General features: G+C 40.7%; 9 protein-coding genes. 8 read left to right on the forward strand and 1 reads right to left on the reverse strand.

What is annotated here, in order from left to right; translation table 11 throughout:
* Nucleotides 1-13: 13 nt before the first annotated feature.
* The gene (locus Q0L00_RS01330) at nt 14-2,455 is read right to left on the reverse strand and encodes a glycoside hydrolase family 127 protein (RefSeq protein ID WP_297335057.1); all 2,442 of its coding nucleotides are present in this window, start codon (nt 2,453-2,455) and stop codon (nt 14-16) included.
* A 387-nt stretch (nt 2,456-2,842) separates the two neighbouring features.
* On the opposite strand from Q0L00_RS01330, the gene Q0L00_RS01335 reads away from it, so the two are divergent.
* The 8 genes from Q0L00_RS01335 to Q0L00_RS01370 all read left to right on the forward strand — a co-directional run bounded on the left by Q0L00_RS01335 (nt 2,843) and on the right by Q0L00_RS01370 (nt 15,481).
* Entirely contained in the window at nt 2,843-4,570 is a 1,728-nt protein-coding gene (locus Q0L00_RS01335) for a ribulokinase (RefSeq protein ID WP_297335058.1), read from the forward strand.
* Nucleotides 4,557-5,261, forward strand: a complete 705-nt coding sequence (locus tag Q0L00_RS01340) for an L-ribulose-5-phosphate 4-epimerase (RefSeq protein WP_297335059.1) — start codon at nt 4,557-4,559, stop codon at nt 5,259-5,261. Before Q0L00_RS01335 ends, Q0L00_RS01340 begins: the two co-directional genes overlap by 14 nt.
* Before the next feature lie 11 nt (nt 5,262-5,272).
* Nucleotides 5,273-6,424: an aldose epimerase family protein gene (locus Q0L00_RS01345; RefSeq protein WP_297335060.1), complete on the forward strand. Its 1,152-nt coding sequence runs from the start codon at nt 5,273-5,275 to the stop codon at nt 6,422-6,424.
* A 471-nt stretch (nt 6,425-6,895) separates the two neighbouring features.
* A complete protein-coding gene (locus tag Q0L00_RS01350; protein ID WP_297335061.1) occupies nt 6,896-7,996 on the forward strand; it encodes a serine hydrolase in 1,101 nt (366 codons plus the stop codon).
* Nucleotides 7,997-8,180: 184 nt separating this feature from the next.
* A complete protein-coding gene (locus Q0L00_RS01355; protein WP_297335062.1) occupies nt 8,181-8,594 on the forward strand; it encodes an ester cyclase in 414 nt (137 codons plus the stop codon).
* 160 nt (nt 8,595-8,754) lie between these two features.
* A complete protein-coding gene (locus Q0L00_RS01360; protein ID WP_297335063.1) occupies nt 8,755-9,219 on the forward strand; it encodes a hypothetical protein in 465 nt (154 codons plus the stop codon).
* A gap of 537 nt (nt 9,220-9,756) precedes the next feature.
* Complete coding sequence (locus Q0L00_RS01365; protein ID WP_297335064.1) at nt 9,757-11,703, forward strand: tetratricopeptide repeat-containing sensor histidine kinase; 1,947 nt, start codon at nt 9,757-9,759, stop codon at nt 11,701-11,703.
* A 703-nt stretch (nt 11,704-12,406) separates the two neighbouring features.
* The gene (locus tag Q0L00_RS01370) at nt 12,407-15,481 is read left to right on the forward strand and encodes a TonB-dependent receptor (protein WP_297335065.1); all 3,075 of its coding nucleotides are present in this window, start codon (nt 12,407-12,409) and stop codon (nt 15,479-15,481) included.
* Nucleotides 15,482-15,488: the final 7 nt, after the last annotated feature.

Here is a 15,488-nt window from a genome sequence, read left to right on the forward strand (position 1 = left end):
TCCGTTTATTCGATCAGTTGACTTTCCATTCCATAACCCCGCTGGCATGTTCTTTCGGTAAGGTTACCTCCAGTCTTAAAGACTGGGTCAGGACAGGGGTAAAACTTACTTTACTGAATTGATCCTTTTTAATTTCATAAGGGCTGCTTGGTTCAACTGGGACCCATTCTAGTCCATTATGATATAGGATCCGCCATTTGGCTGGAATTCGGGTTCCTCCAAAAGGACCGTCATCAAACCAATAAACTTCAGCTTCCTTGATTTGATAGGGCTGGTCAAAATCATATTGAAGCCATTCAGTAGTATCCTTTTTAGGCCACCAATGGTAAAATAAGATGGAATTATCATTTGAATTAGAGGGTTCCATTTGATCATTTATAGCCTTTAAAGCCTTGGTAGGGTGCGATCCACTGAGCTTACTTTTTGAAGCAATGCTTGGATTTCTGGAGGGCTTGGAGTCTTCTTCCTTGGTGGGTAACCATACTTGCATTTCACCTGGACCTCGGTGCGCCCAAGCGTAATAAGGAATCAAAGTCAATTCTTTGGGTCGGGATTCCAATTCGCCATTTTCGTTTTCAATTAATGCTTTTGCTTGAGAATGAATGGTATTGACTCCGCCTAGTAGGGCTGAATTGTATTTTACACTGAATTCAGAATCAGGCTGGAGTACTACATTCAATACTTTTTGATCTTCCTGATCGGCCCATTCTGCTGCATAAATCAATGGCCCTCTTTGTATCGCCAGTTTATCCTGATTGGTGCTAACCTGATCATGACTTTTTACCATTCGCACTGGCATGGGTAGGTTGACTGTAATCTTATCTCCTTTTTTCCAGCTTTTAGCTAAGATCGCATAGCCTTTTTCAGTTTGAAAAGAGTAGGGTTCCCCGTTCACTTGAATTTGGACAGTTTGATCAACCTTATTTGCAAATTGATATAATCCGCCTGGACTTTGATCTTGATTGGACCATCCGGGGATTCTCACTTTAATTTCGAATTCGGCTTCTGATTCAGGATTGACTTCTATGTCGATTTTGCCTTCCCATGGATATTGGGTATTTTGTATAATATTTACTTTATTGTTTAAAATCGTAACATCAGCAGTAGAGCTTGCAAAGAGATTTATGAAAAGTTCATCCTCCCTGATCGCATAGAAATAGCCGGGAACAGAAGGGATAAAACGAGCTACATTGGAAGGACAGCAGGCACAAGGGAACCAGGGGCTTCGCTCATGCTGGCCGTGGGATTCCAGTGGGTTGGGGTAAAAGAATGAGTCTCCAGACATGCCCACTCCTGATAACAAACTGTTGTATAAAGTTCGTTCGAGGACATCGTAATACTTGCCATCTCCATGGAGCATAAAGAGGCGATGGTTCCAATACACATTCCCTATTGAGGCGCATGTTTCGCAATAGGCGGCCATATTAGGTAATTCATAGGGTGCCCCAAATGCTTCTCCATGTCCAGTAGATCCTATACCACCTGTGATATACATTTTTTTGGAGACTACATCTTCCCATATGGAATTGATGGCTGTAATGTAAGCTTGGTTTTGTTTGATTGCAGCAATATCTGCCATTCCCGAGTACATGTATACCCCGCGTACGGCATGTCCTACGGCTTCGAATTGCTCGGTAACTGGAATGTGGGATTGACTATATTCAGAACCTCCTTTTCTCGCCTCTAATAAAAACTCGGAAGTTTCCAAGTATTTTTGATTACCTGTGGCCCGGTATAATTTCGCTAATGCTAGTTCTATGATTTGATGACCAGGATAGGAAACTAATTTTTCGGATCCAAAATCTTCGGATACCCGATCAGCAGCTTTGATGGCAATATCGATCAGAGATTTCTTGCCCGTTGCATAATAATGAGCAACTCCTGACTCAATCAAGTGGCCAATATTATAAAGTTCATGGCTTAGATCATGGGTCAATTCCCAGCGTTTTTGACCTGCCCAGGGATGAGCGTTATCTCCAAGAATAGATCTGTTTGTATACAAATAACCATCGGGTTCCTGAGCATCACCTATTAGGGCAATCAAAGAGTCAACCTTTGCCTCTAATTTCGGATTATCTTCCATCATCAATACATAAGAAGCTCCCTCCAAAATCTTAAATACATCAGAATCATCGAAAGGGTATTCCGAACAAAAGCCACCTTCTTCCTGACCGGCGGCTATTCTGAAGTTTTTGATTCTTCCGGTAAGCTCGGTCTGATCGAGGGTAAAGGGGATAGTGACATTTTTAGCAGTTTCCAATCTTTTGGACCAAAATTCATCCTCAAACTTGACGGAAGTGAAAATTACCGGTTGAATGGGATAGTCTTGGTCTAGGGTAATGGGCTGAGGTAAGTTTTTTACTGACTGCTTTTCTTTCCGACTACAGGATTGGTTTAGGATAAAGAACACCAGAATCAGAGGGATAGTGGGAATTAACAGGAATTTTTTTTTCATAGCTAAGAGTTTTTGTTGACCTGAATGATTTTGGGCTTGATAGCCTACTGGAATTAGAGGTTTTTTAATAAATGTATAAATTACACTAAATATAAATTTTTTTTCTCATTCATTCCGCAATCGATTCCGAACTTTTAAAAAAAAATAGCCCTTTAAAGATCCATCTTGAAGATTATTTAAATTTTATAGTGTATTTTTAACACTATAAAATAAAAACAAGCTGAACTGAGGTCTTATTTTTGGGTTTAGGTTTGCCTAAATGGCATGAATTCAGAAAATTACTTGTTTCCATGACTTGGGGTGGGGAATAGTCCTAGGGGTTCTTATCGGTAGTGAATGGGAATAAGATTTTCAGTTTTGCATGAAAGTTTTAACTATCAATTGATCATGAATGAAAGTTTTGTAATCGGCTTGGATTTTGGCTCTGATTCTGTTCGTGCAGTGTTAGTAGATTCCAAAAATGGGCAAATATTGGCAAGTGAAGTGTATTGGTATCCTAGGTGGAAGAAAGGGGCGTATTGCGATCCTAAAATCAATCAATTCAGGCAACATCCCTCAGACCATTTGGAGGGCTTAGAGTATACGATCAAGGCAATTTTGACTCAATCAGGAGTAAATCCTACTACTGTAAAGGCTATTTGTGTAGATACTACCGGATCCTCACCCATGGCGGTGGATCAACAAGGGGAGTCACTTGCCTTTCATCCTGAATTTGCAGAGAATCCAAATGCAATGATGATTCTTTGGAAAGATCATACAGCAATTGCAGAGGCTGAGCAGATCAATGAGTTGGCTAAGAATTGGGGAGGAGAAGATTTTACGAAGTATGAGGGAGGCATTTATTCTTCAGAGTGGTTTTGGGCAAAGATTCTACACGTCATTCGTGAAGATGAATGCGTGAAAAATACTGCCTATTCTTGGATGGAGCATTGTGATTATATTACTTCTCAATTAATAGGTTGTAAGGACTTGCATAAGCTTAAGCGGAGCAGGTGTGCAGCAGGACATAAGGCCATGTGGCATGAATCATGGGGAGGGTTGCCCGATAAGGCTTTTTTGGGTACGCTAGACCCTTATCTGTCGGACTTAAAAGAAAGGTTATATACCCAAACCTATACGTCTGATTTTGCAGCAGGTAGGCTCGGGACTGAATGGGCTGAGAAATTGGGTCTTTCTACGGATGTGGTCGTTTCCGTTGGGACATTTGACGCGCATGCCGGAGCCGTTGGTGGACAAATCGCAGAAGGTACCCTGATTAAGGTAATGGGGACATCGACTTGCGATATCATGATTGCTGATAAAGCTAAACTTGGAAATCAGCTGATCTCAGGGATTTGTGGTCAAGTGGATGGGTCTGTAATTCCGGGTGCAATCGGATTGGAAGCTGGACAATCGGGATTTGGGGATGTTTTGGCTTGGTTTAAAGATCTTCTTTTGAAGCCTTCTATTGAATTAATCGAACAAAGTAAAAGCCTGAATGAGCAACAGAAAACCAAGCTGAAAAGAGAGCTTGAGGATCAAATCTTAGTTAAGTTATCAAAGGAAGCCATGGCTCTACCCGTTTCAGAATCTAAAATAGTTTCTTTGGATTGGATCAATGGACGTAGAACTCCCGATGCGAATCAATCTTTGAAAGGTGCAATTCGAAATTTGACCATGGGTACCAATGCCGCTCAGGTATTCAAGTCTTTGGTTGAGTCCATCTGTTTTGGTTCCAAAACTATTGTGGATCGTTTTCGCCAGGAAGGCGTAGCAGTCAATGCCGTCATCGGCTTAGGTGGAGTGGCTAAAAAATCACCTTTAGTGATGCAAACCTTGGCTGATGTTCTCAATATGCCCATCAAAGCAGCAAGTTCTGAACAGGCACCAGCTTTGGGTGCTGCCATGTATGCCTCTGTGGCAGCGGGAATTCACCCTTCGATTCAAGTGGCTATTTCTACCATGGGTTCAGGCTATGATCAAATTTATGAACCTATCCCCAGTCACGTAAGAATCTATCAAAAACGCTATGAGGAATATGTAAGCTTTGGTCAATTTATAGAAATGGGGAAAGTTCCACGCACCTCAAACACGTTGAAAAATCTACCCAAATTAGAAGAAGATGTCTCTATTTAATACCCTCAAGGAGGAATGCTTTGAAGCCAACATGCTATTGCCGAAGCTAAACTTAGTTATTTATACCTTTGGTAATGTCAGTGTGGTAGATCGAAATCAAGGAGTTTTTGCCATCAAGCCCAGTGGCGTTCCCTATGAGGTCTTAAAACCTGCCGATATCGTCCTTGTCGATTTTGAAGGCCAGGTAATTGAAAGTCAACTGCGCCCCTCTTCGGATACCAAGACTCATGCTTTTTTGTACCAACATTGGGAAAAAATTGGAGGCATTTGTCATACCCATTCCACTTATGCAGTGGCTTGGGCACAGGCTTTACGGGACATTCCAATTTTGGGAACTACCCATGCAGATCATTTGACAGCCGATATCCCTTGCGCTCCACCCATGGCAGATGACTTAATTCAAGGAGACTATGAACACAATACCGGCCAACAAATTTTAGATTGCTTTTCTGCAAAGGAGCTTAATCCCGAAGAAGTGGAAATGGTTTTAGTGGGGAATCATGGACCCTTTACTTGGGGAAAGGATGCCCACAAAGCAGTGTACAATAGTGGGGTTTTGGAAGAACTGGCTAAAATGGCCCACCTGACTCTTCAACTAAATCCTCATGCTTCAAGGCTAAAAGATTCATTAATCAAAAAACACTTCGAACGGAAACACGGCAAGGATGCCTATTACGGTCAAGGATGCTAAAACAATAGGATATGATACGATTTAAAAGTTCAAGTTTGACTTATGTCTGGGTGGTGGGGATCTATCTGATTTTAGCTTGTAAGCCTGGTCAAGAAGAAAAAAACACGATGAAGGAGGAAGAAATTAACTTTTCTGTACAGGTAGAGGAAGTACTGATTGGGGGCAAGAAGGCCCAGCTGTTTCATCTGGATAATGGAAACGGAATGCAAGTAGAAATCTCCAGTTTTGGTGGAATAATTACTCAGTTAAAAGTTCCAGATAAGAAGGGTAACTCAGAAAATATTGTACTCGGATATGAGCATATCGAAGAATACGATACCAATGATTATTATTTCGGTGCGGCAATAGGAAGGTTTGGAAATCGGATTGCGAAAGGTCAGTTTGAATTAGATGGGGTCAATTACCAATTGGCGACCAATGATGGAAACAACCACCTTCATGGAGGACTTTTGGGTTTTAACCGGGTGATTTGGGATGCCGAACTGATTGAAAACGAAAAATCAGTTATGGTCAAAATGTACTATGAAAGTCCCGATGGAGAAGAAGGGTATCCTGGCACACTAAAGACTACGCTTACTTTTGAATTGAGGGAGGATAACAAATTAATTCTGGATTTTACAGCCACAACAGACAAACCTACCCTCGCTAATCTTACCCATCATAGTTATTTTAACCTAAGTGGTATGAAGGAAACTATTTTAGATCATGAATTGATTATCAATGCTTCACACTATACCCCGGTCGATGATGAATTAATTCCCACCGGAGAATTGAAGGCTGTTGCTGATACACCTTTTGATTTTACCTCATCGCATGCAATTGGGGAGCGAATTGACAAGGTTTCAGGAGGATATGATCATAATTTTGTAGTCAAAAGGGCACATTCCAAGGAATTGGTTAAAATGGCTGAGTTGTATCATCAAGGATCTGGAAGAGTAATGGAACTGTATGCTGATTCACCAGCGGTCCAATTCTACTCCGGTAATTTCCTGGATGGAAAGGTAAGCGTGGATGGAGTAAGATATGATCAATATATGGGCTTATGCATGGAGCCCCAGACCTTTCCAAATGCTCCCAATGAACCTTCATTTCCATCAGCTCGATTAAATCCGGGTGAAATATATGCTCATCAAATCCAATATCATTTTAAAATAAAAGAATGATGATTGGATTTTAATTGAGCAAATGGGAAGACGTCTAAATTTGACCGAAGGCCAGACAGGCAAGATCTATCAATTACAGCCGCCTTCTAATGTTAGGGCAAGACTAGACCCAAGCGCGAGTTAAGAACCCAAACCCATTAGTCTGATCTAGAGGATTTCGAATCAAGACATGATTTTGGGATTGGGCTTAATGAACATGCCTGAGCGCCTTCAAGTCCCATGTAGATCGTACATCCTTGAACTGAACAAGCTTATCAATCAGGCATGAATAGCTCCAAAATGCACCTCATTTGGCTCATGATAAAATTCAATTGCAAACCCATGGAGGGTAAAAAGCCGCTTTTGATTCCAAGCTGGTTTTTGTAATTTGAATTAAAGTGTTTTGAAGTACACCTAACTTGAGATCCAAAGGCGGAATAGCGATTAAACTTTTTGTTGTAAATGCAGTCTAACTGAGGTAATAGACTTACTATGAAGTATTCCCTATTTTTAGTGGTGACTTTCATTCTCTTTTCCTGTGAAATGTTTGATCAGGAAATCAGGAGTTCGTCCGATGGACAGTCCCTGTATTTTCCTCCGATTAATTCTCAGGAGTGGGAACGTATTTCTCCTTCCGAATTAAATTGGAACCAATCCCAAATGGATGATTTATTGGAGTTTTTAGAAGGAAATCATACCCGAGCATTTATCATCTTAAAAGATGGCAAAATCGTTGTGGAAGAGTATTTCGGGAATACCATCTTGGGAACAGCTCCTTTTGATCAAAATTCCCAATGGTATTGGGCATCTGCCGGAAAAACACTCACCGCCACCTTAGTGGGCATAGCCCAAGAAAATGGATTAATCCACCTTGAAAACCCAACCGCTAACTATCTGGGTAGTGGTTGGACTAGCCTAGCTCCAGAAAAAGAACAGTTGATCACGGTAAAAAACCAATTGACCATGACTACTGGTCTAGCTTATGCCATTCCTGATCTCAATTGTACCCTCCCAGCTTGTCTAAACTATAAATCTGATGCTGGCCAAGAATGGTTTTATCACAATGCCCCCTACACTCTGCTAGAAAAAGTCATTGAACAGGCCTCAGGAGAAACCTTAAATGAATACACCCATCTAACCCTTGAATCTAAGATTGGTATGAATGGACAATGGATAGCACAAGGTTTTAATACGGTGTATTGGAGTACGGCCCGGGATATGGCGCGGTTTGGACTTTTGATTCTCAACAAGGGACAATGGAACAAAACAGTGGTGTTATCCGATCAGAATTATTACCAACAAATGATTTCCAGTTCTCAGGACTTAAACCCTTCTTATGGCTATTTATGGTGGCTAAATGGGAAAGAATCAATTGTTTTTCCGGGGAATCCTAAATCTTTTGCCATGCCATTATCAGACTTTGCCCCCATTGATTTATTTGCGGGAATGGGTAAAAATGGTCAATTTGTGGAGGTTGTGCCCAGTCAGAATCTGGTACTCATCAGAATGGGAGAAGCTCCGGATGATGGACTGGTACCCATTTTATTTCATAACCAAATGTGGGAAAAATTAAGTAGGGTAATGGATAAATGAGGATGAATTTTTACCCAGATAAGGCTAAAATGCTTTCTTTAGTAATTTTTTTGATGCAGGAAATTTCCTTGTTTGAGATCCTCGATTTTTCGGAATAAAGGTTCGATACCATGATTGGTTTTTAGGGTAATTGGAAGTATTTGATGTATTTTAGTATTTTTCAATTGATCTGTATTTATCGTTAATGAGCAATAAAGAAGTAGTAGCTGCCTTTCTAAAGGCTACAAATCAAAGGGACTGGGATCAGGTTTTGGCTTTGGTTGATGAGGATTTTGTCAGGCATAGTTCTTCTGAGCCAAAAGAGGTAAAAACAAACCTTGGCCTAGTTCAATTTCATCGAAAAGAATTAGAGACCTTCCCAGATCTCAAGGAAACCCTTGTTTTTAGTATTCAAGAAGGGGATTTGGTTGCCGCTAGAATCCATTTTTCAGGAACCCAATCAGGACCTCTATTGAACTTCCCGCCTTCGGGTAAACGATTATCAGCGGACTTCAATTGTTTTTTTCGTTTGGTGGATGGAAAAATTAAGGAAAGTTGGGTGGAGTATGACAATCTGAATGGCCTAATTCAATTGGGACATTATCATTTAGATACTTAGAAAAACCAGATGATCACCAAAAGTTATTTATTTGATTTCCAAAATGGTAAGATTGTTTTTCTACTATTCAGACCTAAACTTCTACCTTATACAGTAATTTTGGTAAGTAGGGAAGGGAGCGAAGCGGAGATTGATCTTAAGGATTAAACTATATCAGGATATGAAGATTAAAGAATTGAAAAAAAGAACAGGCCCTGATCAAAATGAGAAACTGATGAAGGCTTTCGTTCAATTTGATAACCTATTGGGCGAGTTGAAGAAAAAGGATCTTTCTGAAGATACTGTCCTTTTAATTAATCAGGGAGTTGATCAAATAAATTCGTTTTCGGAATCTGAAAAAGAGCTCATAAAACGGATTGCTAAAATCCAAACCGGTATTTTGAGCCAGGTAGAGAAAATACATAAGGTGGTGGTTAAAAATCACTACCGAAACCTGTGGATGGCCTTAGGAATGGCATCATTCGGGCTGCCACTTGGGGTCGCGTTTGGAATGAGTCTCGGGAATATGGCATTTTTGGGTATAGGCTTGCCTATCGGAATGGCTATTGGTATAGCTGTTGGCTCAGGTATGGATAAGAAGGCAAGTGAAGAAGGGAGACAGATTGACTTGGAAATTACCCACTAAGTCCAGCATCTTTTTTACCTTAATCTTAACCTGCGGACCGGAACCCAAAGGGATTTTGGAGAGTTTTTGACTGGTTTTCTGGACAAGGGAAAGGGCCATTCTTGGGAGATTCCTCTGAAATAACCTAGTTCTTCTATCCTAATTCCTCTAGGATGTAAAACTAGACCAACCGTGAGATTAACTCTTTCATCTAGACAGCCGCTCTTAACAGGAGTCAATAAAAGGTTTCAAGCGATGGCTGAAAGAAAAGGTAAAGCTTGGTACGCGGCCGTTCTGAGAGGTGTGTTGGATGGTTTCTCCTATCCCTGCTACTTAAATTTCTAATTCAAGGGTCCCTTACCAGAATTAATGGATGATTGTTTTTCTCTGTTTTTATTCTCTAAAATTTATGGATTGAAGCAGCCCTATCGTTTTTCCACTTAGAACTGATATTGCATTTGCCTCTAAACACTAATTCAGTTGCCGATTTTGATTTCTTGGCTATATTGGCAGAATTTAAAAGCCTATTTTATTTCATTGTAAATTTTCATTCGCTTTATGACCGCAATTTTTGCGCTATTTCTTGTTGTTTTCCAGCAAAGTATTTCTGTGGTGGACAGTCTGAAAAATGAACTCAAGCAAGTAAACGAACCCAAAATCCAAGCCGAGCTCTACTATCAATTGGCCAGAGCAATTTACGGATCAGACCAAAACAGTGCGATTGCCTATTCGGACTCTGCCTTGGTGATCGCCCTTGAAAATAATCTTACCAAGCTCCAAGGGAATGCATTAAATATCAGGGGAGTCGCTTTTCTGATCAAATCTGAATTTGATTCAGCAATGAAGAGTCATTTGCAGGCACTTGAGATCCGGGAGCAAATTCGTGACACCGTGGGTCTACTGGAGTCTCAGTTGAACATTGGGAATATTCTCTATCGAAGAGGGAATGCCCGGGAGGCGGCTGAACGCTACAGAACTGCGCTATACTATGCCCGGATTTCAGAAAATCAACGCGGGCAAGGTCTCCTATTCAATAATCTGGGAAGCTATTTCAGGGATCTTTGGGCCGAAACAAAAGCTCGAACCGACCTGGATTCTGCCCAATATTATTTAACGGAAGCCCTCAGTATCAAAAGTTCCATGCGTGATTTTCGGGGTTCAATTAATACACTGAGTCAGCTGGCGCAATTGGCCCGAGAGGAAGGTGATTTTTCTAAGGCTAAGGAATTCCTGTCTGATGCGTTGGAGATTTCAGACGGACTTCAAGATCAGGAACTTCAGATTTCTCTTTTATCCGAACTGGTGGATTTTAATCTGGAACTAGGCAATAATCACCAAGCTCTGGCCTACGCAAAAAAAGCTATGGAAATTGCTGAGGAAATGAATTCAAATTTCCAGATCGCCTCTGTTTCAGGATTGTTAGCTAAGGCCTATGAGGAGAAGGGGGATTTTCCCAATGCGCTGCGCTTTTTCAAAAAGAAACTGGAAACTATACAGGAATTAAATTCGGATCGCAACAAGCAGATCACTGAAGATTTATTGATCAAATACGAGTCGGAGAAAAAGGAAATCGAAAATCAAGCCTTATTGGAGGAGCAAAAGTATTTAGATCTGAGCCTTCAGCGCAAGAATGAATTACTCCTTGCCGCCGGAATAATTTTATTAGGTTTAATCGGGGTATGGGCTTTTCAACGAATAAAAAACAAACAGCTTCAAGAAGCTCACCAAGAGACGACTGAGATCTTGAGTCAGCTTAAAGCCCAAAACCAAAAAATTGAAATCCAAACTCAGAAGCTGGAAGAGGCTAATCTGGCCCTAACCGAATCAAACCGAATCCGGGAGCGCCTCTTTTCGGTGCTCACCCATGATCTCAAAACGCCCATCACCTCCCTGCTAGGGATCTTAGGTATCTGGTCAGATAAAATGATCACCCAGGAGGAGTTTATGAAGCTTTTGCCCATGGTTTCTTCCCAAATCCACGGGGTTAATGAATTGATGGAAAACCTCCTGGAATGGGCTCAGGCTGAATTCGATTACAATGAGGTTGCGTTCCGGGAAGTGAATGTTCATGAATTGGCCGATCAAACCATGCAACAACTTTCAACCTCCATAGGGGATAAGGATTTACATGTTGAAAATGAGTTGCCCGAAGATCTTAAGCTTAAAACAGATCGAAACCGGTTAAATTTTATTCTACGCAACCTATTGGCTAATGCCATCAAGTTTACTCCTGATGGAGGAAATGTTCGAATCCATCATTCCAGGGTAGATGGCGAATTGATCAGTGTGTCAGACACGGGCGTAGGGATGAGTTCTGATCAGGTAGAAATGCTGTTTTCAGGCAGAGTATCTTCCCAGTTAGGAACGCAAGGGGAAAAGGGCTCAGGGGTAGGTTTGTTGCTCTGTAAGGAATTTGCCTTAAGCTTGGGAGCGGATCTGCTTGTGGAAAGTAAAATTAATCAAGGGACCACTTTTTCGATCAAGTGGCCCAAGCCGTCCAGTTGATAAGCCCTAAGGTCTCTTTCTTAGCTAGTGAAGGGTCAGTTTCACTTTTTTCGAATGGGATACCAAAGCCTTTGTTAAAGGTTGACTCTAGGCCAGCAAAATTTTCCATTTAAACCTTAGTAAGAACCAAATAAGCGGTTGAGTTAATTTTTTAGAACTGCTTTACTTTAGTGTTTTTACACTATTATTTTTTTATGAATAAAAACCTAGATGGAATTAATATTTTCTAAAAAATTTAACTGTTTAATTTAGGATAATATTTATTGTTTTTCATTATTATGTAGGCTTATAATTTAATTTTAAGTTTTAAGGATAATGGTAGAATTTCGATATTGAATTTTTTACATTAATATTCATCTAGTACAATATTTATAGGGTAATTGGTCAAATATAATTTCGGAAATATTACCTTTATTCTCTTTTAAATTCCTTTTTTTGAGCTTTTTAGGTTTTTTTTCAACAATTATTCAATCTCTGCAGAATTTATAATTCGAGTCTAGTTTAGGAGTTTTTTTTGTTCCATGGCTTTTTGTTTTATGTTATCAAAATGTTATAAATATTAACGCTATATAATTCACAATGCGCTAATCTAAAATTAAAGAGTAGGGCCGATGATTGATTTAACTTTGTTGCTGTTCAAGGCGGGAATGCACTTTTCTCGCCAGTGTATTTAAACTATCATTTACACCATTATTTTCATTTTATGAATCTAAAATTACATCTCTCCAAAGCCATATTCACATCGGCATGTTTAGCTATGTGGACTGGTTATGGCACAGCACCCATTCCATTGATGGGGATGAATTTTGAACGAGATCTTGCTGATGCCAGTTTGATATCCGCTTTTAAAATTCAATCCATCTCTGGGACTATTACAGATGAAAATGGATTGCCTTTACCTGGAGCCACAGTTTTGGTTAAGGGAACCACCAATGGAACAGTTACTGATTTAGATGGCAAGTTCTCTTTGGACGTGGAAGATGATGCCATTCTTCAAATTTCCTATGTAGGCTATTTGTTAAAGGAGGTGCCTACCCAAGGTCAATCGATTTTTGAAATTCAACTGGAACCGGATGCTACCCAATTGGAGGAAATGGTCGTGGTCGGCTATGGAACCCAGAAACGCTCTGATGTAACAGGGGCAATTGCTTCGGTCAAAAGTGAGGATTTCAATCGGGGAGTAATCACCAACCCAGTCGATCTCCTACAGGGCAAAATTGCTGGGGTAAATATTACTTCCACCAGTGGTGAACCTGGAGCTAATCAAAATGTGATTATTCGAGGTATTGGAAGTTTACGTTCTGGCACACAACCTTTGTATGTGCTCGATGGCTTTTTATTGGACAATGCCAATACAGGTATTGCTTCCAATCCCCTGAATTTCCTCAATCCAAATGATATCGAAAGCATTGATGTCCTAAAGGATGCAAGTGCTACAGCCCTTTACGGTTCGCGAGCATCCAACGGCGTAGTGGTGATTACTACCAAAAAAGGTAAGGCAGGAAATTCCCAAGTAAATTTTTCAGCCTCCAATGCCTGGTCTTCCATGGCCAAGCAAATTGATGTATTTAATGCAGATGAGTTTCGACGCCAAGTGGTGGCAGTCGGAGGCGCTTTGGAGGATTTTGGAGGAAATACCCACTGGCAGGATGAATTGACTCAAGTTGGACGCTCTCAGGATTATAATTTATCGATGAGCGGTGCTAATTCGGAGCGTTTTTCCTATTTCGCATCATTGGGATATCAGGAGCAGGAGGGGATTCTAAAAAACAGTGAGCTCAAACGCTATTCAGGAAAACTGAATATGAATCAAAAAGCTTTTGAGGGGAGGTTGATTGTTGATTACAATCTTACAGCTTCATTTACTGAGAATTTACGACCGGAAATTGGCTCCATTACCAGCGACATGCTTTACCTCAACCCCACTATTCCAGCCTACACCGATGGGGAACCCACTTTGCTTAATACCAATGCACTCAATCCGCTCAAGCGAAATGAATTGTATAGTGATGATGCGGCCAACAATCGGATTTTAGGGGCGATTTCTCCTTCCTTTGAGATTTTTGACGGCTTGGTTTATAAGGTGAATCTTGGGGTGGATTATTCCAATACTGCCCGATACATTCAATACAGACCCTTTACAGAGGTGGTAAACGAGTCAAATGTTTCAGATGGCACTTTGGATGAATTAATCACTGCCAATACCAATAGCCTGATTGAAAATACGTTGACCTATAATTGGAATAATTATCAGCACAACCTGACCGTATTGGTAGGGCATTCGTATCAGACTTTTTTGGATGAATTCAGAAGAACTTCTTCCCGTGGCTTTGCAGCCAATAATATCGATCCGAGGTATCAGGACCATAACAGCACCAGTGAGTTTCCAACTACGGTAAATTCCTCAGCCACCAGAAATGAATTACAATCGTATTTCGGTCGGGTGAATTACACCTTTAAAGACAAGTACCTCTTAACGGCTACTCTTCGGGCAGACGGATCTTCTAAATTTGGAGATAATAACAAGTATGGCTATTTCCCTTCCTTTGCCTTGGGCTGGAATCTTTCAAAAGAGGATTTTATGGCCAATTCAATATTCAACAATTTAAAAATCCGAAGCAGTTGGGGTCAAACTGGAAATCAGGAAATTCCTTCAAAAATTACGAAAGCAAGTTTTTCAGAGGACCGATTAGCTACGGGAGGTGGAAGTCTCAATACCTATCCCATCGATACCGATGGCAATACCCTGGATAGTTATCCCTACGGCATTGTATTTACTCGCTTAGCCAATCCCAATTTGCAGTGGGAGGTATCTACGCAGTTTGATGTGGGAATTGATTTTGCCTTCATGGATAGTCGATTGACTGGTACCTTGGATTATTTTAATAAAGTGTCTTCCAACATTTTGTTGGAAGTGGTTCCTGCAGATCCTGTTCAGCCTACCTCTACTTTTTGGAATAATATTGACAATATGAAAATTTTCAATAGCGGCATTGAACTGGCCTTAAATTATGGAAATAGACCTCAACAGGCATTTACTTATAACATCGGAGGAAATATCACCTTCATTCAAAATGAGGTTCGGGATTCCCCTTATTCGGTATTGACTACCGGGGCTGCCCAAGGAGCGGGACAGACCGGAGCCACAATTAATGGCTACATCAACAATCAGCCTATTGGAGCCTTTTACATGCTTCAGTTTGATGGGATCGGAGAGGATGGTCTTAATCAATTTATAGATGTGAATGGAGATGGTGAAATCTTGGATAATGATCGAGTGGTGGTCGGAAGTGCCATTCCAAAAGTAATCTACGGTTTGAATACTCATTTTCGATACAAGGATTTTGACTTGGGATTGAATTTCAATGGAGCCGCGGGCAACAAAATTTACAATCATACGACCATGTCGCTGTTCACCAAGGCTCAATTATCACGCTCAAATAATACCACAGATTTTGCGGTTCAGTTTCCCGAAGAGTCTTTTAACAATGCCAATACCGTATCGACTCGGTTCTTGGAGAGCGGTTCTTTCTTCAGACTTAACAATGCCACCCTGGGCTATAATCTGAACCCTGTCCGTATTGGAATCAACAATGCATTTCAGGCGATTCGTCTTTCGGTAACCGGCCAAAACCTATTTGTGATAACAGACTATACTGGTTTTGATCCCGAAGTGAATACAGGAGCGACTTCTGCAGGTATTCAAACCTTTGGTATCGATCGATTTACCTATCCTAGAGCGAGGACTTTTATGGTCAATCTTAATCTCACCTTTTAAAATTTGA

Source organism: Algoriphagus sp. (assembly GCF_024305035.1).
Lineage (GTDB): Bacteria > Bacteroidota > Bacteroidia > Cytophagales > Cyclobacteriaceae > Algoriphagus.

Coding starts and splice junctions, on each gene's coding strand:
- Q0L00_RS01330 (WP_297335057.1), bottom strand. CDS start 2,455: ATGAAAAAAAAATTCCTGTTAATTCCCACTATCCCTCTGATTCTGGTG.
- Q0L00_RS01335 (WP_297335058.1), top strand. CDS start 2,843: ATGAATGAAAGTTTTGTAATCGGCTTGGATTTTGGCTCTGATTCTGTT.
- Q0L00_RS01340 (WP_297335059.1), top strand. CDS start 4,557: ATGTCTCTATTTAATACCCTCAAGGAGGAATGCTTTGAAGCCAACATG.
- Q0L00_RS01345 (WP_297335060.1), top strand. CDS start 5,273: ATGATACGATTTAAAAGTTCAAGTTTGACTTATGTCTGGGTGGTGGGG.
- Q0L00_RS01350 (WP_297335061.1), top strand. CDS start 6,896: ATGAAGTATTCCCTATTTTTAGTGGTGACTTTCATTCTCTTTTCCTGT.
- Q0L00_RS01355 (WP_297335062.1), top strand. CDS start 8,181: ATGAGCAATAAAGAAGTAGTAGCTGCCTTTCTAAAGGCTACAAATCAA.
- Q0L00_RS01360 (WP_297335063.1), top strand. CDS start 8,755: ATGAAGATTAAAGAATTGAAAAAAAGAACAGGCCCTGATCAAAATGAG.
- Q0L00_RS01365 (WP_297335064.1), top strand. CDS start 9,757: ATGACCGCAATTTTTGCGCTATTTCTTGTTGTTTTCCAGCAAAGTATT.
- Q0L00_RS01370 (WP_297335065.1), top strand. CDS start 12,407: ATGAATCTAAAATTACATCTCTCCAAAGCCATATTCACATCGGCATGT.